We start from the raw sequence: 21,801 nt of genomic DNA, 5'->3' as shown, positions 1-21,801 counted from the left end.
GATTCCCGTTACCATTACTAAACAACAAGGTTACGGCCCATCTGGACGCCCGCGTTCTTCAACGGTAGCGATCGCACGCGAAGATGGCGGTATAATTGGTGGACTCTAACCACTGCTTTACCGAAGAAAGGCAGAGGGCAGTCGCGATGAAAAAAAAATCATCACCATGCATGAAAAAACTTCACAAGAACTGCCCCTCTCCGGATACAGCTAGCGAATCAGGGGTATTACCCCTCATTGAACAATTGATTAATCGAATCCTATTACACGACCGTTAAGTAGCTAATTCATAATTTATTCTAGTTGAATAATACCTATTGGTTTGCGAAGACAAGCGTCAACACCAGCACCAAGTGCGCGATCGCTGTTTGTGATTTTCTTTGGTTCCTCTCGTTGTAGAAACTCTATAGGGGGTTCTCCTTTGATATCCTCTGGGTGGCTTTCCCCAAGGTACAAACTTTCTTGAGCAAGTGTTGAAGAGACACCTTCTGTTTGCAGAGGTCGATCTGGTAAGAATAGTGTAAACTGACTGCCTTTTCCCAAAATTGATTCCACCGTTACATCGCCACCATGCAAACGGGCTAACTTGCGTGTCAATGCTAAACCCAAACCCGTGCCTTCATATTGACGATTTAGCCGACTGTCAAGCTGTTTAAAGGGTTCAAATAGGAACTTAAACTGACTTTGTTCAATACCAATGCCTGTATCTGAGACTGTAAATTTAATCCCTTGGGGTACTTTTTTGATTTCCAAACACACCTTGCCTGCTGGTGTAAATTTAATTGCATTGGTAAGCAGATTGAGTAGCATTTGCTTGACTCGGCGCTCATCGGCAATGCAAATATCTGCTTTTTCATCAATTTCGGTTACAAGTTGCAATCCCTTTTCTTCGGCGCGATCGCGTACTGTAGATATGACATATTCACACAACTCTTGCACTAACAACTTAGACAGAAATAGTTCTTCTTTACCTGCTTCCACTTTCGACAAATCGAGGATATCATTGATTAGTGCCAGCAGATGTTCGCCACTGCTATAAATACAATTGACATACTCTTTTTGCTTGTCATTGAGAGAACCAACCATTTCTTGTTGCAGCAATTGAGACAACCCCATAATGGCGTTGAGAGGTGTCCGCAACTCATGACTCATAGTTGCTAAAAATTCACTTTTTGCCCGACTTCCCGCTTCTGCTGCTTCCTTACTTTCACAAAGTTCTAATTCTGTTTGTTTGCGTTCGGTGATGTCCTCAATCATGGCGAGAAAATACTCTGGTTCGCCATTGGTACTGGACATTATGGAAATACTTACCAAAGCCCAAACAAATCGATGATCTTTGTGTAGAAACCGCCTTTCCATCTCCAGGCGATCGCGAATTCCGAAAACAAGTTGTTTGTAGAGTTCTAAATCTCCCTCTTGCTTAAAAATAAAATCTGTGAAGCGTTTGCCAGATAACTCTTCTCGCGTATAGCCCAGCATCTGACATAATGCCGGATTGGTATCTACAATCCGTGCTTTCATATCTACTAGTCCGATACCAACAGAGGAACGTTCAAAAATCGCCCGGAATTCTGCTTCACTCTGTTTTAGTGCCTCCTGTGCGGCGTTACGCTCACTAGCTTCTATTGCCAAGGTAACGAAATCAGCGATCGAACCTGCAAAGTTCTCTTCCTCCACTGTCCACTGGCGAATCCTGCTAATTTGTTCGTGACACACCACACCCACCAAATGGCCACCCAACCAAATTGGGGCATTCAACAGAGATGCAATGCCAAAAGCAGACAGATAAGGCTCGGATAACTCTTGTGTTCTATTATCATTGCAGGCATCGTGGGCTGCAATGCTGCGTTGTTCTTCCAAAGCCTGAAAATAAGCAGGGAAATTTGCTTTCAACAGCGACATTCCCCAACTATGACGCTTTGTCCTCGCATCGTACAAATCGACACATTCAACTTTTGAGTGGTCGCTATTGTATAACCAGACACTGACTCGCTCTACTTCTATGGTTTGAGCAGCGGCTTCTGTGATTTCCCTTAAGGCTGCATTGAGATTACCTTGCTGCAAAGTCTTGCTTTTTGCTAGTTGCACTAGGGTTTTACTTTGTTTTCGCAAACAATTTTCCCTTTTTTGCAGTGCTTCTTCTACCCGCTTACGTTCTCTGATATCCCTAATCGCTACCACTCGCATTTTTTGCCCTTGGTAAGGAATGATTTTGCCTTGCATTTCCACTGGAAAAGTAGAGCCGTCTTTCTTAACTACAATTACTTCGTAGGGTTTTTCATAACCGGAAAGAATATATTTTCTGATTAACTCTTGTGATTCTGGTGTTACCAGTTCAAAACTGCTTTTACCAATTAGTTCTGCGACTTCATAACCTGTCATGTTTGCGACAACATGATTTGTATCTAAAATAATTCCATTGTCGTGTACGATAATTCCTTCAAAAGTTGCCTCAGACAAACAACGAAATCGAGCTTCGCTATCTCGCTGAGCAGATAAAGCTTGTTTAACAAGAGTAATTTCTCGGTTTTTAGGTATTTCTTCTAAAATTTGTTGACTTTTTTGGCGTTGACATTGCTGTCTTGTGACAGCACATAGCAGTATCCACCGCAACAATTGTGGTGTCATCTCACTTTTGACTAAGTAATCTTGAGCATTTATGCTCAGCACTCGTTTTAGCATTGCCTCATCTTGGCGATCGCTCATCGCGATAACTGCCACATTTGGGAACAGTGAGTGCAACTTCCGGATAATTTCTAAATTCTGAGCATTCCTAACAGATAAATCCAATATCGCTACATTGATAGATTCAGCCTGTAAAACAGATATAGCCTCAAGGAATTCCTGAACCTGAATCAACTGAAATTGAGGAACAGACGTAGAGTTACTTCTTCCTGCTGCCAAGAGCATTTCTTGGATTAAGTCAGCATAGCTCTGACTCTCCTCAAATAGCAAAATTTTAATTAGTTCACATGCCATGCTTGTCACCAGTAGAACATCTTCACAAAAAGGGCGACAATCAAAGTCGCAAAACAATGATGTTTGCCTTATCGCCATTCTTTGTGAGTGTGTTAACACCCCGTTTACGTAAAACCACTGTTAAGAATTTATTTATGCCCAAGCTGAGAGGGATAACATTATATAGTAATATTACTGAAAAAAGATAAAAACTGCCGTAAAGTTGATCGCTCTACCTTAGATCAATACCTTCGTCAATTTTGTGAAACGCCCGCAGGCTGAAAGGCTGGACACCAGTTGCAACAATGGGGTAAACCCTCCAACGCACTGGCACAGCTACACGTCAAAGCCCGCCTCCTTGGGCTGAAAAGCTTACAGGCTGAGGAGGCGGGCTTGGTTTATGTAGCTGCACCCTTCGAGGGTGTCGGATTTTGACGAAGGTATTGCTACACAGTCGATGGTTAAGAGTTAGGGCATTGCTGAATCAAGATATGAATTGTCATTCTGAGCGGAACCCTACCCTGCGGAGGGCTTTATTGCCCATTCCACAATTTTGGAGCTGAAAATCACTACCCCAGTCCCTAATCACCAGTCCCCAGTCCCTTTTACCGTATTGATTTTTCGTACTGGCAAATAGTTTATTACTGAACTTAATTGCGCTTTACTTCGACATAATCTTGGAGTTGCCGTTTGGCAGCATCAAAGGCATCCCGAATTGCCACATAAATATCTTTATGGCTTTCATTGTCAGATGGATTGCGATTGACTACTATCTCTGTTCCTGGTAAAGTGAGGTCAATTTGTATATGATAAAGCTTGCCCTTTTGGTGATTTCGATGTGGTGCGTCTACGACTACTCGACAGCTTGTAATTCGGTTATGAAATTGCTCTAATTTAGCGGCATATTCACGAATTTTTTCCTCAACCGCTTCAGATTGTTGAACATTGCGAAAGTTAATTTGTAGTGGCGATCGCATTTTTTCTCCTCACTGTGTACATTGATTAAGTCTACTTAAAGATTAAAAAGAAAATTTGAGGAACTTGTGAGGAACTTCCCCAATTCAAGCGGGTGATTCTCGTGTGAAATACTCCCGATGCCAAACCAGATTTCCCCATATCCCATTCTCTTACCTACAGACAGATACCCAGCCTCTGAGATTTTGCAAGAATTAAATTATTAAATTAATTGCAACTATTGTGGAGATGGAGCAATGAGCAATGGCGACTTGAGAATTGTCTCCCTAATTCCTAGTGGAACTGAGATTTTAGCAGCGTTGGGTTTAACTGATGCTATTGTTGGGCGATCGCACGAGTGTGACTACCCCCCAGAAATTCAAGATCGTCCGATTTGTACCCAACCCAGGCTGAACACTAGTGCTTCAAGCAGTGAAATCAACGACAAAATTAATAAATTAATCCAATCTGCTCTCAGTATCTACGAGATTAAAATCGAGATTTTGAAGCGATTGCATCCCACTCACATTATCACCCAAGATCAGTGTGATGTCTGTGCCGTCAGTGTATCAGAAGTGGAAAAGGCTGTAGCTTCAATCACTCATACCCCACCCGAGATTATCTCTTTAAAACCGAATGTTCTCAAAGATGTTTGGGCTGATGTAGAGCGAGTAGCTAACGCTTTTGGTGTAGACTCATTGAAGGTGCTAGAAAACTTAGAAGCTCGCGTAAAAATAGTTTCTCAAAAAACACAAGGACTTTCCCAAACAGAGAAATTACCAACAGTAGCATGTATCGAATGGACTGACCCTTTGATGATTGCTGCTAATTGGATTCCTGAATTAGTTACCTTAGCAGGAGGAGAACCGTTATTTAGTACCACAGGTCAACCTTCCTCACATTTAAAGTGGGAAAATCTGATTGCGAGCAATCCAGATATTATTATTTTTATGCCCTGTGGCTTTGATTTAAATCGCACTCGTCAAGAAGCTGAGTTATTAACTCAACATCCAGAGTGGGAAAATCTGCGTGCTAACCAAAATGGCAGAGTCTATATCACTGATGGTAATTCTTACTTCAACCGTCCAGGGCCTCGACTGGTAGATTCAACAGAAATGTTAGCAGAAATTCTGCATCCGGAAATTTTTCAATATGGTTATAAAGGAAAAACTTGGGAACTCTTGTAAAATTATGAATTATGAATTATGAATTATGAATTATCAAAAATTCTATCATTTGTGATTCATAATTTACGGCAGTTTTCATATCAATGGAGGACATAATTACTCCAACTCTATTCCTCATTCTCTATTCCCAGCCTTGACTGTAGTTTATGCATCTCAAAATAGCTATATCATTTTTTGCTTGCTACATTATTTACCCATTCAATAATGGGTTTTAAGCTTCCTGGTAGTGCTGCCTCACTGACTGTAACCGTGTGTTGCTGACCGTTATTTTCTACTGTCAAAGTATACTGAAAGCGATCGGCTTGGTGAGGAGGAGCATTAATTTTTGTGGGTAGACTAAAGAAATTTGCGGCTTCTAACATTTGAGGTAACTGCTTAGCCTCCTCTGGAGACAGATTAGCCGTATCAACAGTTGCTTTCTTGCTTATGCCAGTAAAACCACCCGTGCGTTGAAGCGAGATCCGCATTTGTCCTCTCCGTAATGCTGCCTTTTGCTATAAACAAAAATACCTGGGAGATTTAAGTTTCTTCTCCCAGTTTAGCAACAAAAGACAACAAGAAATTATGAATTGTAAATTATGAATTATAAATGATAAAAACTTTCATAATTCATAATTCATAATTCATAATTCTAAATAACTCCCACCTCTTTCCAAGCCTTCTCCACTGCATTTTGTTCTAGGCTTCCTTGACCGTAGAGTTCACCAGCAACCTGAATAATTGTCTTGGCAGCACGTTTAAAACTAGCCCGAGAACGCAGGCGATCGCGTAAAGCAATATACCAGATTTTGCCAACTTTTTCCCAAGCATAACCGCCAATCTCTGTTGCTGCTATGTAAAAGGCGCGGTTGGGAATACCCGAGTTGATATGCACCCCACCGTTATCCTCAAAACCCATATATTTATCTTTCATATGGCCTGGTTGGGGATCTTTGCCCAGTATTGGGTCATCGTATGCTGTCCCCGGCGCTTTCATGGAGCGAATACCCACACCTTTGACTTTGTCTGTAAATAAGCCTTCTCCAATGATCCAGTCTGCTTCTTGTGCAGTCTGTTTTTTTACCCACTGTTTCACCAATGAGCCGAAGACATCAGAGAATGATTCATTTAGTGCCCCAGACTCGCCAAAATATATGAGACCAGCTTCATACTGAGTAACACCGTGTGTTAATTCATGCCCGATAATATCAATACATTTGGTAAAGCGCTGAAAGATTTCACCGTCGCCATCACCATAAACCATTTGGTCGCCATTCCAAAAGGCGTTATCGTATTTGACACCGTAATGCACAGTGGAGTCTAAACGCAGCCCTTTGTCATCGATAGAATTTCGCTCGAATACCTCATAATATAAGTCATAGGTTGCCCCAGCAGCATCATAAGCTTCGTCGACTGCATCATCTCCACTGCGAGAATCGCCTTCGTGACGCACTGGCTTACCAGGAAGTTCTTCAGTACCTTTAGCATCAAAAATTGTGCGACGTTTCTCACCGGGAGAAACTGCAAAATTGATATTACCGACTACATTTCGCCGTCCCCGAAACTGTGCCGAAACACTTAATGTGTGAAATGCCCATCTGCGCTGTTCGGGGCTACCATTCACTGCGATATTTTCTAGCATGTGGGGCGGCACAACACAACAAATAGGGCATCTAGAATATAGTTGATGCTCACACCCAAACCCCAATGATTTTTTCGTATTTCGAGCCATCCCAGATTTTCTCCTTCTTGCTAAATTGAGTGATGGCAAACACTGGTTTTAATACTAAGTTGCAGTCAAAGATAGTACTTCCCTCACCCCGCCTGTCGGCACCCCTCTCCCAATTTGGGAGAGGGGAAGGGGAGAGGCCACGAATTGCTATTGCTATGTCTGAACGCAACTTGGTATAACTCCACTGTAAAAATGAGCAGAAAACCTAATCAAACAGCGAGTTTTTAGTTTGTGTTTTTGAAGGTATTTTCTACTCTTTATTTTCAACAGATTAGTTGCTCATTCACAGTACCCTTTGAGGGTACTTTTATGTTGGGGTATTATGTTGGGGTATCGCATCAAAAAACAAGGTAAACTTTTAAGCTGTAATTTTGAGCCTAAATCCTGGCTTCATTCAGCAACACTTTTTCATATACCCAACGGGCTTATATTGGCGCGACACAGCTAATTTTGTGCATTAGAAAAATCTTGTGGGATGGGCTTCTAGCCCGTCCTCATAGGCGGGCAGGATACCCGCACCACAAAACAATTTATTGCATCATTTTAGTCGTATCACGCCAACATAATAGTTATTATTAACCGTACTTATGTTATTTTTTACTTTTTTTTAACTACATATTTAATAATTCACCAAGCAGGAGTATCGCACTATCCCAAAAACAGCTTATACGCTGGATTCTTGTTTTCATCCCAATAGCGATAGCCAAGTGCATCTAAAAATACTTGCCACTCTTCCATCTCGTGAGGGGGAACTTGTATCCCAACGACAATTCGCCCGTAGTCTGCACCATTGTTGCGATAGTGGAACATGCTGATATTCCAATTCGGACTCATGGAATCTACAAACTTCATCAATGCGCCGGGACGTTCGGGAAACTCGAAACGGTAAAGCAATTCATTGTGGGCAAGGGGGGAATGTCCGCCAACCATGTGCCGCAGGTGTAATTTCGTTAATTCGTCATCGGTTAAGTCAATAGTTTTGAAGCCACACTCTTCAAAAGTTGCAACCATATTTGCCCTGTCGGCACGTTTTTCTATTTGCACGCCCACAAAAATATGTGCCTCTTTTTCATCGGCAATGCGATAGTTAAACTCAGTCAAGTTGCGTTTGCCCATGCATTGGCAAAACTTGCGGAGACTACCAGCCTCTTCAGGAATTGTGACTGCAAAGATGGCTTCGCGGCGTTCGCCCAACTCTGCCCGTTCTGCCACAAACCGGAGGCGATCGAAGTTCATATTGGCACCACAGGCTACGGCAATTAACGTTTGCCCTTCGATTTGCTCCCGCTCTACATAGGCTTTGGCACCTGCGATCGCCAGTGCCCCCGCAGGTTCTAAAATAGATCGTGTATCTTCAAATACATCTTTAATCGCGGCACAGGTATCATCCGTATCAACGAGAATGATATCATCTACATATTGCTGGCACAAGCGAAAAGTCTCTTCACCCACTTCCCGCACCGCTACACCGTCAGCAAATAAGCCCACCTGGGACAATCGCACTCGCTGTCCTGCTTTTAGAGATTGATGCATGGCATCGGCATCTACAGGCTCAACGCCAATAATCTTGATTTCTGGACGCAACCGCTTCACGTATGCCGCAATCCCAGAGATCAATCCACCACCACCAATCGCTACAAAAATCGCATGGATGGGTTGCTGGTATTGGCGCAAAATTTCCATGCCGATGGTTCCCTGTCCCGCAATCACCTCCGGATCGTCAAAAGGGTGAATAAAAGTTAAGCCCTTTTCTGCTTCCAATTGACGGGCGTAAGCATAAGCATCATCGTAGGTATCCCCATGCAACACTACCTCTCCTCCCCTGGATCTGACTGCATCCACCTTAACTTGGGGTGTGGTTACAGGCATAACGATAATCGCTCGTGTTCCTAACTGCCGGGCACCAAGGGCAACTCCTTGAGCATGGTTGCCAGCAGATGCAGCAATTACACCCTGTGCCAGTAAATCCGGGGGTAGGTTTGCCATCTTGTTATAAGCACCACGCAGCTTAAAGGAAAATACTGACTGCATATCCTCGCGCTTCAGCAGGAGTTTATTATTCAGTCGTGCAGAAAGATTTGGGGCATACTCCAGTGGTGTTTCTTGGGCAACATCATATACGCGGGCAGTCAGAATTTGTACCAGATAGTCACAAAGCATGGGCATTAACAAGTTGATAGATGCCGGATAGAGGATAATTTTACGGCACTTGTGTACCTGTTTTGCAGATATGGTTAGATTGAGCGTCAAATTCCCGACTTCCTTGAAGAAGTCGGGAATCTTGTGTTGCATCACGCCTGCTCTATTTTTTGTGTAATTTTTCCAACTGCTTGGGCGAGCCTCCTGTCGGAGGAGCTTCGCTAACGCTTGAGCATCTTTCCTAAAAAAAGTTTCCCTGTCGCCGTTACTCCAAACAATCTCGCAGGTAAATTGCCAAGACATGTTGAAATGAACTTTCCGAAATCGAACTTGGCGAACGTAAGCTAAATTTATCAAGCCTCTTGTGGGTGTTTGGCAAAGCAGGGGTTTTAGTTCGAGGGTTGCTTGTGGCATCATTGATATATCCTTAACTTCTGTTTTGGAATAGAGAGGCGGTTTTAGGCTTGGACTCTTGGAACCGCCTTCTCTATTTCTATTAAATCAAGTTATATTGTAGAAGTCAATCAATATTGTATTAATTTTTTGTAGTAGGAATTTGTGTCGATGGATTCGGGCAAAAGTTTTATGACATTAAGAGAGTCGCTAGGACTTACGCAAAAGCAAATAGCGGATGCAGTAGGTGTTACCGATCAAACAGTTTCCAACTGGGAAAGGGGAATTCATGTACCACGCCTCACCTTAAGGCAGACAGTCAAGCTTTGCGAAATCACAAAGCGCAATGTTGAAGATTTGGCTGATTTATTTGAACCAGAAACAGAAAAGGGTTTCAAATAATGCAAATTGCCCCCGCTGTCTCCCTGATGGGCGGCGTGGGGCATGGGGCACAAAAATTATGAATTATGAATTATGAATTATGAAATTTTTAGCCCAATCGCATTCATCATTCATAATTTTCACCTATTCCCAATCCCCATTACCCCTTATCCCCAGAGGGGGCCCCACCTTCCCCAATTCCCAATTCCCAATTCCCCAAGTCGTCGGGTAAAGAGGCCTCTGTGCACGAGGGAACAGAGTTTCCCGCCGACTTTTGATGAATACGCAAATTACAAGCGCGAAGCTGATATTACTAAACTTAAAAAAGAAAGCGATCGCATCTTACCAATTTGAGGTCATCAAAAAGCCCTATCAGTCAATCAGACAGCGGAAAGCTGTAAAAATCAATGGTCGAAACAATTATTGTTTTTCTCATTATTGGGCTAATTATCACTGGGATTTTAGTTAGTCCCATCCTAACTAAACAGCGAAGAAACCGTTTTAAACATCGCCCTTTTCCTCCACTTTGGAACGCCATTATTGAGAATAATTTTCCTATTTATCCCCGTCTTTCTCCCGATGAACGCAGACGGCTTCAGGGACATATTCAAGTCTTTTTAGCGGAAAAACAATTCATCGGCTGTAAAGGATTGCAAGTGACAGAAGAAATGAAACTAACTATTGCTGCTGTCGCCTGTTTACTCTTGCTGAATGAGCGAGGAGAATACTTTCCTAAACTTCGTTCAATTTTGATTTACCCAAGTATTTATATTGTTAATGAAACTGTCGCCACTGGGGATTATGTTGTCGAAGAAAGGCGCGTAGCAAGATTGGGGGAATCATGGAGCAAAGACCAAGTGATATTGTCTTGGGAGCAGGTACAACAAGATACTCGCAACTGGAGTGATGGACATAACGTTATTCTGCATGAATTCGCCCATCAGTTAGATCAAGAAGATGGTAAAGCCGAGGGTGTTCCGATTTTGCCACGAAAATCAGATTATCCCATCTGGGCTAGGGTGATGACAGAAGAATATCAACAACTTTGTAGTGATGTTCAACGAGGTATTAAAAGCGTCATAGATAATTATGGTGCAACTAATCCCGCAGAATTTTTTGCTGTGGCGACTGAGACATTCTTTGAGAAACCGCAGCAGTTGCTGAAGCAGCATCCGTCACTTTATGAGCTACTGCAACGCTACTATCAATTAGATCCGGTGCAATGGGTTTAGATATTTAGATTGGTTGATAGGATGAGTGATTGGAATGAAACGCTAATAGAGCAAAAAGTAACCTACACTCTAGAGGTTAATGGCAAATTTTACTTGATTGAAAATGTACCTGCGCGAGTTAATCCAGAAACTGGAGAACAGTTTTTCTCTCCATCTACAGTAGAACGCTTACAGCAGATTATTCTCAACCAACAAGAGCCTGTACGTTTTGTTGAAACACCAGTATACGACTTTGCTGCCTAGTACAAATCTGTAGAAAGCTGTACTGGAGGGCTGTAATCGCAAGCTTGAACAAACAAAGCGATCGCCCTTTTATGTAGTCTTGAGTAAATGCGATCGCCATATTGAAGAAAATTTTAGCTTTCTAAGACCGATAAACATCTCTACGGTGCTTCACTTTGACTACAGTCACCAACAATAGGTCATCTTGAATTTGGTACACAATCCGATAACAACTTAATCTGACTCTGTATAAATCTTCTGCCCCCTCCAGCTTTACTACGCCATCCGGACGCGGGTTAACTGCGAGTTCCTCTAATTTTGCTACTACTTTTTGTTGAATATCGGCAGGTAATTTTTTCACTTGTCTGACCGCAGCTGGTGCAAGTTCTACTTGGTAACTCACAAACCCAACTCCCTTTTAAGTTCGTCCAAGGATACTGTACCTACCGTTACGGCTTCTTCTAATGCTGCTTTTGCATCCTCTAAATCTTCTTTATCTTCTTTGGCTTTCAAAAACAGTAAAAAGTCCAACACTTCAGAGACAATTTCCTCTGGCGCGTTTTCTATCTCCTCAATGATTTTTTGTTTTGCATTCATGATTCGTTCTATCTCCATCAGATTTCACGCCCAAGTCAATACATAAAACATCACACTTCAAAAACAATCTAATTTCGATTATCGCAAAGTTGAGGCGTGACAAGTGCAATGACACACAGCCTTCCTAGGTGGCGATCGCAAGTACTGTAAGTTATGCGATCGCCATATTGAATAAAATTTCAGAGGCTATTTATAAACAAAAGATAAAGACCACCCGCATCAAGCAGGTGGACTCAGGAGAAAAGAGTTATCTTTACTAACTTCTTTGTATCAGTACAGCATAGTAGAACTTTGTCGTTTGTGTGTTGAGATTGTGGTTTACACTTACCTCCAAGGCGAGGGAATTACCGTTGTTGAAAGCACCTCTTGTCCTACCAACTTGATCGCAATTTTGCCACAGGTGGGGCAGCGAACATCAATATCTTGGACTGGTAAGACATTTTTGTATTCGCACAATAGCCCTTCGTGACAGTGATAGCATTCAAGGATAGCTCTGCTAACTGGCTTGTTACAGTCCAAAAGGCGAAGGTGCTGACAAGGTTGTGGTTCCCCTTCTTCTTCTATTCGAGGTCTGGGTTTATATTGTCTAGGCTCCGTTTCTTGGGGATTTCTCTTTATTGGCTTTTCATAGTTCATAATTGTTTTTCCCTGTTTGAAAGTGGTGTAGATATCGAGTGTAGATGCTTGTGTAGACTCAAATCCCTCAATGAATCGGTCTAGCACTTCCTTTATTTGCTGTTTGAATTCAGTACGCTTAGCCACTCGCCAGTCCTTGAGGACGCGATCGCACAGCGACTCTCCAAAATTCAGATTGATTCATTCACTAGATTTAATTCCTCTGGCTTGAGCTAGTTTATCTATTCGTTTAAAGGCGTTGCTGAATCAAGATATGAATTTACAATTCACGGGTATGTAGAGACGTAGCATTGCTACGTCTCTACAATGATTTGGCATCGAACTACAAAAATGTATGCACGCATAATTCATGACCAAATTCAGCAACGCCCGTTTAAAAATCTGCTGTTTACTGAGTGGCTCTTTCTATATCGTCTCATCGTTTAAATCAGTAGAAATGCTATTGTATCTCGCAATTTGGCACAGCAACATTTTTCAGCACACTCATTGGTCCATATTGTTTGAGAATCTGCATTTGCTGCTCGTTTCGCACAAACATAGTACCGGCAAATCCCAAGGAGTTCACTGGTATAGACTCGAAACACTCTTGCGATCGCGGCACAAGCAACATCCATTCTCGTGTCACTAAAAGATTATAAGCCCTAGATTGTTGATTATCTTCTAAGCCTACTGCCCGCAGCAGAGAATGATAGCACTCTAGTGTTGCGGCGGCGGCAGAAAATGGAGATTCCTTCCAAAGTGAATCTAGAGTTGTGAAAGCATGTAAAAAAGGAAATTCTGGTATAGTTGCAATTGAATTATGAAATTGGGCAGATTTTAATAAAGGTTCAATCGGTAGCTGCACTCCAGTGGGTGTGAGCGGTAGTGGCACAAGTTGCAAGTGTTTGTGTCGCTGACTAGCACCAGCAATCTTTCCAGAGTTGTAAAATGTCAAACCATCGAATTGGGCAATACATGCCCACATAGCGGCAAAATCTTCTAGGGTAAGCAAGCTTTCTTGTTCTTCAAAGGCACGGGTAATCAGTAGCAGGTGATAATCAGCAACGTTGTATTTGTTCAATATACATACATGGGTATCAGAAATATCTGCCACAAATAAATCTTGTTCGTAGGGAAGAAAGGGATTGAAATCTCCTTTACAAGCGGCGCTTTGTTTTTGTTGATCGCGCTTAGCTTCGTCTTTACGAACTAAGTTAGACGCAATCCGCACCAGGAAGCAAACACCCTGCTGTTCTACAAATTCAGATTCCGTTGGTATTGACACCAGTGCGCCGCATTGCCGAGCATGTTCTGTCTGCTCCTTAATTTTTGTCCAGAAAGTGCCAGCCTTGAGCAATATTTTTCCCTGTGCCATGTCTTTATTTTTGAGGCTTAAATCTATAGCCTGTTAATTGTAGAATACAAAATTACTGACTATTTTTTTATCCATACTTCAGCTATTCAGGCAAACGTCGAATTGCCGCACTGCTTTGCTAAAAACTGGCTAATCAAGAGAGGAAATCCTTATGAGTTGGACACAGGTTCTTTCAGCTGATGCACTTTCTCCTGGTGCGCGACAAGTAGTGAAAGTTGGCAGCAGGAGTATCTTGGTTGTGAATCACGAAGGCCAGCTTTATGCGGTAGAAAACGCCTGTCCTCATCTGAAATTATCTCTAAAAAAAGGTAAAATCACCGAAGATGGGGCGATTGTTTGTCCTTGGCATCGCAGTGCTTTTGACCTCCGCACTGGTGAAGCCAAAGAGTGGATCGCTTGGCCCCCTGTTATTGGTAAGGCAATGAGTGTAGTCTCACGAGAGAAGCCACTATCAGTTTTTCCTATTCGTGTGGAAGAAGGAAATATCTGGATTGATGTAGAATAGTTAATCCTTACATATGTACAGCAAGCGATCGCCAACCGTGAAAGTGGTATGCAAATTTTCAAGGGCGATCGCTTGCTCAAGGAGGGAAAGTAGCCCAACATAAATATTTTTCGTTAGGCTCAGGCAGAAGGCAGAAGAGAGTTTTGAGTTTTTAATTGCAACTAGAACCAAAAACAGGGTATCAAAAATCCAGCTAACCAAGCTTACGTAATAAATTTGTGAGCTGGTGATTTCGATTAAACAAAACAAGAAAAGCTAGGATGACAACACCCATTGTCGCGATCGCCACTCCTGCTGCCTGTGCAAAGATAATCACAATCTGGTAGCGGATAGCATCACTAGGATTTGCCCCAGCGAGAATTTGACCAGTCATCATTCCTGGTAGGCTGACTAATCCCATCACCATCATCGAATTAATAGTCGGAATCATTCCTGTTCTGAGGGCTTCTTTAATAGTTTGATGTGCGGCTTCCCAACGGGTTGCACCCAGAGTCAGCAGCGCCGGGAGCAATGCGATTTTGTTAGATGAACCCAAACAGAGTGCGATCGCTGAACACTAATACTGAAGACAAAAGCAATTTTTATTACACAACTGGGATTAAACTGCACCATAATTTATCTTCTTGAAATATCCCAAGAAGATAGCGGTTAAATATACACACCATTATTTATTGCTCAAATAAAAAAATCCGCCAAATAGACCGATCGCCTGCTTGAAGCCAACAATAAGTTAAGTGATTTAGGGTGTTGGTGCGGGTTGAATGTGTTTTCCAGCGTAAAAAACAACTACTTTCAACTGGTCTTCATCGGGAATGTAAAATACTCTATCTCCTTTAGTCACCTCGTATTCCCACACCCCTTTATACTTTTTACCTTTTAACGGGAAAACACGTCCTGGTTGTCTAGTTGTTGGTGCTGTACGTAAATCGTGATAACAATGGCTGGTATTTTCAGGATGGCGCTGCATTAATGCTTCCCAATCTCGAAGAACCCGACGATTTTTAGCTACCACTAACCAAGTGTTTTCTGTCTCAGTTATCTCAGTTGTCTCCTTGATCTCAGGTGTTTGAGATGTCTCAGATGGTTCAGATGTTTTAGATAATTGAGGAGCCGTCAGTTTTACCTCTGGCGGCTCTATATTTTCTATGATTTCTTTTGGGGTATTTTCTGACATATCAAACACTCAAGCAACGTTTTGACTTTGAGGTTGAGACAATGCTATTTCCTCATCCGAAATTTGACTAAAAGCAGCTCTTAATTCGGGATTAGATATTGCTAAAGCGCTCTCATACCATTCATGGATAATTGCATCTAACTCATCCCAAGCTTTTTCATATAAATCAACCAAACGATACGCCTGTGTTACCTCATTAATAAATTCATTTAGTTCCTCTTCATCAAATACAATAAGCCAACCATAAGGATGCTCAGTTCCAATTTTTTGCTTTAGCAATAAACGGAAAGCCGTACTTAAAAGCTCAACAATTTCTTTACTACGTTGAGCAGCTTTCACAAAGGCCGCTACATTTTCACGAGGCAGTAAGGCAAAAGATTGGTCATTACGAGTAATCGTTACCGGATGCTCTAATGCTTTATCCAAAACACGTCCGGGTTGACGATTTAACTCAGTGGCTGTAATCAATTCATCTGAGTATATGGTGTTCATAGCTTCCATAGCCATAATTTGAGCCGCAATCTTGTCTATACGTATTATTTTACGTAGTCCTTTGACTTCGTCAATGAGAATTAACTCTCTGATTAGAGTGTTCCAAAAAATAAAATGCCCAGCCCTATCAAATATATATTGGCCTCAATACTTCTCGGTTAAGAACAAAAGCAAGGTAAAGTGATAATTGTTCACCAAGAAGTGCGATGGGAAAAACTGGTGCTGCTAAAAGATTTCTCCTTGATCGCGCCAACGCTCTTAACAGAGTTAATATTCAAAGCGATAGAAACAGTCATTTCGCCGTCCGTGATTAGAGAAACTCTATCAGAGACGGACAGTGGAGAAGAGCGGACGCGGAAATTACCCTCTGGATTGGTAGTGTGTCTGGTCATAGCAATACGTCAACCACTCACTTTTTTTATTCTCAATACTGCTTAATTCTTAACCGAGAAGTATTGAGTACGGATTCAGGTTAATCTAACAATATCACTTTGTTGAGAAATTATATCAAAGCTTAAACCCCATCCTTTGTTCCTTCTGAAAAATGACGAAATAGCTACATGATCGTGTAATGTGTATATAAACTTATCAATAAAGATTATCAACTTGACGATTAGAAAGCCATTAACTATTGAGAGTGCCAATTAAAAAAACAAATAACCAGTAGAGTGTAGTACAGCAAGATAATGATAAAAGCGACCACAGTCTCACCTAGAGGATTGAAAAAGCCACCAATGTCAGCCTTATTTGGTCTGGTTCTGGGACTTGTTATTACGAGTGAGCAAGTATTTTTCTTCTTGCCTTGGTTGGTTATTTTTATACCAATGGCGTTGACATTATCCAGGCATTTGAACGCTTTGAATTTGGGAGATGATGTCGCTAAAAGTCTAGGTAGTCGAGTGGAGTGGCAACGTGGTTTACTGGTGCTGGTAGGTGTAGCCTTAGCGGGTGCGGGAGTCACCACCGCTGGAAATATTGGTTTTGTCGGTTTAATCACACCCCATTTAGGACGACAGATGGTAAGTGCAACCCATGAAGGCTTGATTCCTACCTCTGCACTGTTGGGTGGAGTGATTGTTGTGGTAGCGGATTTGTTGGGACGAGTACTGTTTGCACAGATCAAAATTCCTTGTGGGGTAGTGACTGCTGCTGTCAGCGCTCCTTATTTTCTTTATTTATTAAGTTCGTAACCGCAAAAATAATAATGGGAAATATCACTTATGAAAGGACTGTCAACCAAAAGTCTGTCTTTAGCTTACGATGGTGCTACGATTATTCGTGACCTGAATTTGGCAATTCCCACTGGACAAATTAGCGCTTTAGTTGGCGCCAATGGTTGTGGTAAATCAACTTTGTTACGAGGTCTGGCGAGATTACTCAAACCTCGTGGTGGTACGGTGTACCTCGATGGTACGTCTATTTTAAAGCTTTCCACCAAACAAGTAGCGCAGCAGTTAGGTATTTTGCCACAAGGTCCAGTAGCACCGGAAGGGTTAACGGTACGAGATTTGGTGGCACAAGGGCGTTATCCTTATCAAAATTGGTTGCAGCAGTGGTCGGCAAAAGATGAGAAGATTGTGCAACAGGCGCTAGATATTACAAATTTGCTAGAGTTGGCGGAGCGAGAACTCGATACTTTGTCTGGTGGACAACGACAGCGAGCATGGATTGCAATGGCGCTGGCGCAAGATACAGATATTTTACTTTTAGATGAACCGACTACTTTTTTGGATTTGGCGCATCAGATCGAAATTTTAGATTTGTTGTATGAATTGAACCAAACTCAGGGACGAACAATTGTGATGGTACTGCATGATTTAAATCAGGCATGTCGTTATGCTGATTATCTGGTTGCTGTCAAAGATGGTCGCATTTTTGCTGCTGGGGAACCAAAACTGGTGATGACTCAGCAAATGGTTCAAGAGGTTTTTGAGTTGGAGTGTCGTATTATTCCCGATCCAGTTGTGGGGACGCCGATGTGTGTGCCGATAGGACGCAAGGGTAAAGGAAATTACAAACAACTTGAATGAAATTCATGATTCGATGTCTACTAGAGATATTGCTTGATAAGACATTTTGTAGTATATAAAATTTCAACTGACATTCAGGTTATTATCTTCTGTTTTTCGCCACTGACACAAAGTAATGTAATCCTTGCTGGCGCCTTTAGAGGATGTTTAAAAAGTAGCAATTAACACACGAGTGCAAAAAAGCTTCCTAGAGCTTAGGTTGAATCAAAGAACAAATCGAGACAACCCTCCAGGAAGCAATATGACTATACCTTACAGCAGTACACTGACGTTGGAACAGTACGAGGTGCTGGCATCCCTCTTCCCACCAGCCGCCTCCACTGGTAGACCTCGCAGCGTTGATCTGATGGCTGTGATGCAAGGAATTCCCCAAGCTTTGGATGGTGGAACGCACCTATGGTTGGCTCCATTGGTGTCGTCGTCTCAATGTCGATTATGAGAGACTGCCTGCCTCTTCTGAAGCGTTTATTCATATTGCCATGATTCGACTGATGCTACGGAGGCTGGCTTGACTCTTTTTGACCTTCTCCGTATTTCCAAACATCCTCTTAATTATTTCCAATTTGGATTACGCGAACGATGAGAGCTAAATGAAAAAAATTATTAATTATCTTGTATTTTACATCACTTCATCATATGATTTGATTCAACTAACTTAATCTAAATGATAATTTTTTTCAAAGAGCGTGATTGTGTGTTCAGATACAACCAAGTAGTGTGATTGAGTGTAAGCGGATAAATGAAGTTAGATAAATTGTTTCAAAGCCTGCTGCTGACAGGTGCGGTTATTGTTTTTATCACTACTCCTGCAAAAGGTGAGGAAGTACGAGAAGATATTCAAGGCGAATCTTCTACCGCGACGGTAGGGAAATCTACATTAGATGAGAAAGTTACAGTTATAGATAAAGAATTTGCGATCGCCAAATCCCTAGTTGATCTCTTTCGTTCCAGAAAAAACCGACTCAAAGAGTCTCAAATTGCAAGTTCACCACAAACAGCAAAGTCGGATCAAGCAAGTAAAAACATTCCCCAACTGAGCGAAATCGAACTGAGCGCTAATACCGCCAGAATGCTGGTACAGACACCAACACCAACCAACTCCCCTAATCCGGAACAAAGAAATGGGGATCAAGTTGTACTAATCACGGGAGTTAAGACAAATCCCACAGACAAAGGTGTAGAGGTGATTTTAGAGACCCCTCAGGGGACTCAACTGCAAGTCACAAATCGCAGTACCGGTAATAATTTTATTGCAGATGTATCTGGCGGGCAATTGCGTTTACCGTCGGGCAAGGCTTTCGCATTTCGTTCGGATAAACCGCTTGAGGGAATTACTCAGGTAACAGTTACGAATATTGATGCCAATACTGTGCGAGTGACGGTGGTAGGTGAGAAGACTTTGCCCACAGTTGAGTTATTTGATGATAATGCAGGGCTGGTTTTTGGTATAAGTACTATCGCAACGGCGACTTCTCCACCACAACAACCCCAAACACCACAGGCTCAAGAAAAGCCAGCACTCCCTGCACCACCAACACCAACTAACCCTCCTAATTCAGAACAAACAAGTGGGGATCAAGTTGTACCAATCACGGGAGTTAAGGCAAGTCCCACAGACAAAGGTGTGGAGGTGATTTTAGAGACCCCTCTTGGAACTCAACTGCAAGTCACAAATCGCAGCACGGGTAATAATTTTATTGCCGATGTATTTGGTGGGCAGTTGCGTTTACCATCGGGCGAGGCTTTTACATTTCGTTCCGAAAAACCCACTGCGGAAATTGCTGAAATAATAGTTACAAATATTAATGCCAATACTGTGCGAGTAACGGTGGTAGGTGAGAAGGCTTTGCCCACAGTTGAGTTATTTGATGATGATGCAGGTCTGGTTTTTGGGGTGATACCTGCTGCAACGGCAACGCAGCCACCGCAGCAACCCCAAACGCCGCAAGCCGAACAGAAGCCAGAAAACCAGACACCGCAACAGCAACCAGCAGCGCAGGAAGATGAGCCGATAGAGTTGGTGGTAACGGGTGAGCAAGATGGGTATAACGTACCAGATGCGTCAACTGCCACCAGAACCGACACACCAATACGCGACATCCCCCAATCGATTCAGATTGTACCACGACAGGTGATTGAAGATCGGGATGTGAGAAATTTAAACGAGGCACTGGAAACGGTCAGTGGCGTTACGGGTTCTCAAGATGTGGTCGGTGCAATTGGTGGTGGTAGAATCATCAGAGGATTTACACAAATCGGAAATTTCCGCAACGGGCTTCCTCAGGGCAATGAGTTCTATACGTTAGATCCAATTGGAACGATTGAGCAAGTGGAAGTCCTCAAAGGTCCCGCCTCAGTTCTCTTTGGCTCCCTAGAGCCGGGTGGAATTGTCAACACTGTTACTCGGCAGCCTTTAAGCGATCCCTATTACAGGCTCGAATTTCAGGCAGGAAATCGTAATTTCTACCAATCCATCATTGATTTCTCGGGTCCCTTGACCACTGATAAAAAAGTGCTTTACCGCTTAATTGCGGGCTATGAAGTTTCAGACGGTTTTCAAGAGTTTGTCAACGGCGACCAGGTTTCAGTTGCACCCTCCATCACAGTGAACTTTAGCGAGCGTACTAACCTGAATCTGTACTATGAATATAGCCGTTTTGCTGGAAATCCTCCGTTTTTTAGTAATGCGATCGTGCGTCCGGATGGTAGTTTCTTAACCCCTCGGAACTTCTTTTCGAGCTACCCTGACACAACCGATACAACGTTTGAGACGCAGAAATTGGGATACACGCTCAAACATAGCTTTAGCGACAACTTGCAGCTTCGTAATAGTCTTGCGATAAAGTTTGATCGCTATGGACGAAACGGAGTTAGTTTTGGTGAAGTACGGGACGATCGTTTCTTGGTCTTCTCCAATGGTACTGGTGAACAGAGAGACGCCAAAGAAAGCAACTATTTTGGACAGATCGACCTGTTGGGGAAATTTAACACCGGATCGATTTCGCACCAAGTTTTAGTGGGTTTTGATGCGAATCGCTATATCTATGATGCAGAGATCTTTGATTATGACATCAGTAGTCTGCCCGATCTCGATATCCTCAACCCAAATTATGATGTTCCAACACCTAGCTTTATCAATTCAAGCCCCAGGACGGACAAATTGACGGCTCAATCATATGGGGTTTACCTTCAGGATCAAATTGCATTGAGTGATAACCTGAAGCTCCTGATTGGTGGTCGCTATGATTGGGTGTCCGATGAATCTGAAGGCACAGGAGTTGAGAAGACGCAGCTAAATGATAGTGCTTTTAGCCCCCGGATTGGTCTGGTATATCAGCCCAGCAAAGCAGTTTCTCTTTACGCTAGCTACAGTCGCTCCTTTAAACCGTCTACCTTTGCACTTCAAGCGGATGGAGCAAGAAATTTTAAGCCAACAACGGGAACTCAATACGAAGTTGGGGTAAAAGCAGATTTTCTAGACGGAAGGCTTTCGACCACCTTAGCCGCCTATCATCTGACAAAGACAAATGTGATAACACCCGATCCCGATCCGATACTGGCTGCTCAAGGTTTCTCCGTTCAGACTGGGGAACAGCGCAGTCAAGGAATTGAGTTGGATATCGCAGGTGAGATTTTGCCCGGTTGGAGAGTAATTGGTTCCTATACTTATACGGATGCTGAAGTAACCAAGGATAACTCTATTCCTGTTGGTAATCGATCAGGGTAAGAGCATCTCAATCAGGCTTGACACAAGGAATCAGAAGAATCTAAAGTGTTGCTAATGAAAAAACAATTGAGAACCTGAACCATATAATTGTTATCCATAGCAGTGCGTT

General features: G+C 42.6%; 22 protein-coding genes and 2 pseudogenes. 12 read left to right on the top strand and 12 right to left on the bottom strand.

Annotated features, from left to right (window positions below; all coding sequences use genetic code 11):
- Window positions 1-294 precede the first annotated feature (294 nt).
- Window positions 295-2,979 (bottom strand): PAS domain S-box protein, encoded by a 2,685-nt coding sequence (locus tag HXY43_RS10005; protein ID WP_290882866.1) that lies wholly within the window; start codon window positions 2,977-2,979, stop codon window positions 295-297.
- Between the two features lie 276 nt (window positions 2,980-3,255).
- Here HXY43_RS10005 and HXY43_RS10000 point away from each other — a divergent pair, with 276 nt between their 5' ends.
- Complete coding sequence (locus HXY43_RS10000; RefSeq protein WP_290882863.1) at window positions 3,256-3,393, top strand: hypothetical protein; 138 nt, start codon at window positions 3,256-3,258, stop codon at window positions 3,391-3,393.
- Between the two features lie 215 nt (window positions 3,394-3,608).
- Here the strand turns inward: HXY43_RS10000 and HXY43_RS09995 are convergent, their stop codons facing one another.
- Entirely contained in the window at window positions 3,609-3,935 is a 327-nt protein-coding gene (locus HXY43_RS09995) for an HPF/RaiA family ribosome-associated protein (protein WP_290882860.1), read from the bottom strand.
- Between the two features lie 234 nt (window positions 3,936-4,169).
- On the opposite strand from HXY43_RS09995, the gene HXY43_RS09990 reads away from it, so the two are divergent.
- Window positions 4,170-5,099: a cobalamin-binding protein gene (locus HXY43_RS09990; RefSeq protein ID WP_290882857.1), complete on the top strand. Its 930-nt coding sequence runs from the start codon at window positions 4,170-4,172 to the stop codon at window positions 5,097-5,099.
- 167 nt (window positions 5,100-5,266) lie between these two features.
- On the opposite strand, the gene HXY43_RS09985 is transcribed toward HXY43_RS09990, so the two are convergent.
- The 3 genes from HXY43_RS09985 to ilvA form a co-directional block, all read right to left on the bottom strand.
- Window positions 5,267-5,566, bottom strand: a complete 300-nt coding sequence (locus HXY43_RS09985) for a protealysin inhibitor emfourin (RefSeq protein ID WP_026735842.1) — start codon at window positions 5,564-5,566, stop codon at window positions 5,267-5,269.
- A gap of 164 nt (window positions 5,567-5,730) precedes the next feature.
- On the bottom strand, window positions 5,731-6,810 hold the full coding sequence (locus HXY43_RS09980) for a M4 family metallopeptidase (RefSeq protein WP_290882853.1): 1,080 nt from the start codon (window positions 6,808-6,810) through the stop codon (window positions 5,731-5,733).
- A 648-nt stretch (window positions 6,811-7,458) separates the two neighbouring features.
- Window positions 7,459-8,970: a threonine ammonia-lyase, biosynthetic gene (gene ilvA, locus HXY43_RS09975; RefSeq protein ID WP_290882945.1), complete on the bottom strand. Its 1,512-nt coding sequence runs from the start codon at window positions 8,968-8,970 to the stop codon at window positions 7,459-7,461.
- A 564-nt stretch (window positions 8,971-9,534) separates the two neighbouring features.
- Here ilvA and HXY43_RS09965 point away from each other — a divergent pair.
- The 3 genes from HXY43_RS09965 to HXY43_RS09955 all read left to right on the top strand — a co-directional run bounded on the left by HXY43_RS09965 (window position 9,535) and on the right by HXY43_RS09955 (window position 11,198).
- Window positions 9,535-9,744 (top strand): helix-turn-helix transcriptional regulator, encoded by a 210-nt coding sequence (locus HXY43_RS09965; RefSeq protein ID WP_290882850.1) that lies wholly within the window; start codon window positions 9,535-9,537, stop codon window positions 9,742-9,744.
- Between the two features lie 386 nt (window positions 9,745-10,130).
- Complete coding sequence (locus HXY43_RS09960; protein ID WP_290882847.1) at window positions 10,131-10,955, top strand: zinc-dependent peptidase; 825 nt, start codon at window positions 10,131-10,133, stop codon at window positions 10,953-10,955.
- Between the two features lie 21 nt (window positions 10,956-10,976).
- On the top strand, window positions 10,977-11,198 hold the full coding sequence (locus tag HXY43_RS09955) for a YgiT-type zinc finger protein (protein ID WP_035140328.1): 222 nt from the start codon (window positions 10,977-10,979) through the stop codon (window positions 11,196-11,198).
- Between the two features lie 121 nt (window positions 11,199-11,319).
- Here the strand turns inward: HXY43_RS09955 and HXY43_RS09950 are convergent, their stop codons facing one another.
- From HXY43_RS09950 to HXY43_RS09935, 4 genes are all read right to left on the bottom strand, one after another.
- Window positions 11,320-11,580, bottom strand: a complete 261-nt coding sequence (locus HXY43_RS09950; protein WP_290882842.1) for a type II toxin-antitoxin system RelE/ParE family toxin — start codon at window positions 11,578-11,580, stop codon at window positions 11,320-11,322.
- The gene (locus tag HXY43_RS09945) at window positions 11,577-11,774 is read right to left on the bottom strand and encodes a DUF2281 domain-containing protein (RefSeq protein ID WP_035140329.1); all 198 of its coding nucleotides are present in this window, start codon (window positions 11,772-11,774) and stop codon (window positions 11,577-11,579) included. Before HXY43_RS09945 ends, HXY43_RS09950 begins: the two co-directional genes overlap by 4 nt.
- Before the next feature lie 324 nt (window positions 11,775-12,098).
- On the bottom strand, window positions 12,099-12,536 hold the full coding sequence (locus HXY43_RS09940) for a hypothetical protein (RefSeq protein WP_331280981.1): 438 nt from the start codon (window positions 12,534-12,536) through the stop codon (window positions 12,099-12,101).
- Between the two features lie 313 nt (window positions 12,537-12,849).
- A complete protein-coding gene (locus HXY43_RS09935) occupies window positions 12,850-13,764 on the bottom strand; it encodes a phosphorylase (protein ID WP_290882838.1) in 915 nt (304 codons plus the stop codon).
- Window positions 13,765-13,915: 151 nt separating this feature from the next.
- Here HXY43_RS09935 and HXY43_RS09930 point away from each other — a divergent pair, with 151 nt between their 5' ends.
- Entirely contained in the window at window positions 13,916-14,269 is a 354-nt protein-coding gene (locus HXY43_RS09930; protein WP_026735850.1) for a Rieske (2Fe-2S) protein, read from the top strand.
- A 193-nt stretch (window positions 14,270-14,462) separates the two neighbouring features.
- On the opposite strand, the gene HXY43_RS09925 is transcribed toward HXY43_RS09930, so the two are convergent.
- The 3 genes from HXY43_RS09925 to HXY43_RS09915 form a co-directional block, all read right to left on the bottom strand.
- A complete protein-coding gene (locus HXY43_RS09925; RefSeq protein ID WP_290882835.1) occupies window positions 14,463-14,780 on the bottom strand; it encodes an ABC transporter permease in 318 nt (105 codons plus the stop codon).
- A gap of 228 nt (window positions 14,781-15,008) precedes the next feature.
- Entirely contained in the window at window positions 15,009-15,443 is a 435-nt protein-coding gene (locus HXY43_RS09920) for a hypothetical protein (RefSeq protein ID WP_290882833.1), read from the bottom strand.
- Between the two features lie 9 nt (window positions 15,444-15,452).
- Window positions 15,453-15,950, bottom strand: coding sequence for a hypothetical protein (locus HXY43_RS09915; RefSeq protein ID WP_290882831.1), 498 nt, complete (start codon window positions 15,948-15,950; stop codon window positions 15,453-15,455).
- 165 nt (window positions 15,951-16,115) lie between these two features.
- Between HXY43_RS09915 and HXY43_RS09910 the strand changes: the two genes are divergently transcribed.
- From HXY43_RS09910 to HXY43_RS09885, 6 genes and pseudogenes are all read left to right on the top strand, one after another.
- A complete protein-coding gene (locus tag HXY43_RS09910) occupies window positions 16,116-16,373 on the top strand; it encodes a transposase domain-containing protein (protein ID WP_290882828.1) in 258 nt (85 codons plus the stop codon).
- Between the two features lie 341 nt (window positions 16,374-16,714).
- Window positions 16,715-17,125, top strand: a pseudogene (locus HXY43_RS09905) (FecCD family ABC transporter permease); the annotation flags it as partial.
- A 30-nt stretch (window positions 17,126-17,155) separates the two neighbouring features.
- Window positions 17,156-17,965 carry an ABC transporter ATP-binding protein gene (locus HXY43_RS09900; RefSeq protein WP_290882825.1) on the top strand — a complete coding sequence of 270 codons (810 nt, stop codon included), beginning with the start codon at window positions 17,156-17,158 and terminating at the stop codon, window positions 17,963-17,965.
- Between the two features lie 241 nt (window positions 17,966-18,206).
- Window positions 18,207-18,404, top strand: a complete 198-nt coding sequence (locus HXY43_RS09895) for a hypothetical protein (protein ID WP_290882823.1) — start codon at window positions 18,207-18,209, stop codon at window positions 18,402-18,404.
- Window positions 18,334-18,477 (top strand): annotated as a pseudogene (locus HXY43_RS09890) (transposase); the annotation flags it as partial. The gene HXY43_RS09895 and the pseudogene HXY43_RS09890, both read left to right, overlap by 71 nt.
- A gap of 227 nt (window positions 18,478-18,704) precedes the next feature.
- Window positions 18,705-21,692: a TonB-dependent siderophore receptor gene (locus tag HXY43_RS09885; RefSeq protein ID WP_290882821.1), complete on the top strand. Its 2,988-nt coding sequence runs from the start codon at window positions 18,705-18,707 to the stop codon at window positions 21,690-21,692.
- The last annotated feature ends 109 nt before the right edge of the window (window positions 21,693-21,801 follow it).

It is taken from the genome of Fischerella sp., from assembly GCF_013388695.1.
Lineage (GTDB): Bacteria > Cyanobacteriota > Cyanobacteriia > Cyanobacteriales > Nostocaceae > PCC9605.
Note: the sequence above shows the minus strand (reverse complement) of the source record. Positions and strands in the feature narration are given on the sequence as shown.

Coding starts and splice junctions, on each gene's coding strand:
- HXY43_RS10005 (WP_290882866.1), bottom strand. CDS start 2,979: ATGGCATGTGAACTAATTAAAATTTTGCTATTTGAGGAGAGTCAGAGC.
- HXY43_RS09995 (WP_290882860.1), bottom strand. CDS start 3,935: ATGCGATCGCCACTACAAATTAACTTTCGCAATGTTCAACAATCTGAA.
- HXY43_RS09990 (WP_290882857.1), top strand. CDS start 4,170: ATGAGCAATGGCGACTTGAGAATTGTCTCCCTAATTCCTAGTGGAACT.
- HXY43_RS09985 (WP_026735842.1), bottom strand. CDS start 5,566: ATGCGGATCTCGCTTCAACGCACGGGTGGTTTTACTGGCATAAGCAAG.
- HXY43_RS09980 (WP_290882853.1), bottom strand. CDS start 6,810: ATGGCTCGAAATACGAAAAAATCATTGGGGTTTGGGTGTGAGCATCAA.
- ilvA (WP_290882945.1), bottom strand. CDS start 8,970: ATGCTTTGTGACTATCTGGTACAAATTCTGACTGCCCGCGTATATGAT.
- HXY43_RS09965 (WP_290882850.1), top strand. CDS start 9,535: ATGACATTAAGAGAGTCGCTAGGACTTACGCAAAAGCAAATAGCGGAT.
- HXY43_RS09960 (WP_290882847.1), top strand. CDS start 10,131: ATGGTCGAAACAATTATTGTTTTTCTCATTATTGGGCTAATTATCACT.
- HXY43_RS09955 (WP_035140328.1), top strand. CDS start 10,977: ATGAGTGATTGGAATGAAACGCTAATAGAGCAAAAAGTAACCTACACT.
- HXY43_RS09945 (WP_035140329.1), bottom strand. CDS start 11,774: ATGAATGCAAAACAAAAAATCATTGAGGAGATAGAAAACGCGCCAGAG.
- HXY43_RS09935 (WP_290882838.1), bottom strand. CDS start 13,764: ATGGCACAGGGAAAAATATTGCTCAAGGCTGGCACTTTCTGGACAAAA.
- HXY43_RS09930 (WP_026735850.1), top strand. CDS start 13,916: ATGAGTTGGACACAGGTTCTTTCAGCTGATGCACTTTCTCCTGGTGCG.
- HXY43_RS09920 (WP_290882833.1), bottom strand. CDS start 15,443: ATGTCAGAAAATACCCCAAAAGAAATCATAGAAAATATAGAGCCGCCA.
- HXY43_RS09915 (WP_290882831.1), bottom strand. CDS start 15,950: ATGGCTATGGAAGCTATGAACACCATATACTCAGATGAATTGATTACA.
- HXY43_RS09900 (WP_290882825.1), top strand. CDS start 17,156: ATGAAAGGACTGTCAACCAAAAGTCTGTCTTTAGCTTACGATGGTGCT.
- HXY43_RS09895 (WP_290882823.1), top strand. CDS start 18,207: ATGACTATACCTTACAGCAGTACACTGACGTTGGAACAGTACGAGGTG.
- HXY43_RS09885 (WP_290882821.1), top strand. CDS start 18,705: ATGAAGTTAGATAAATTGTTTCAAAGCCTGCTGCTGACAGGTGCGGTT.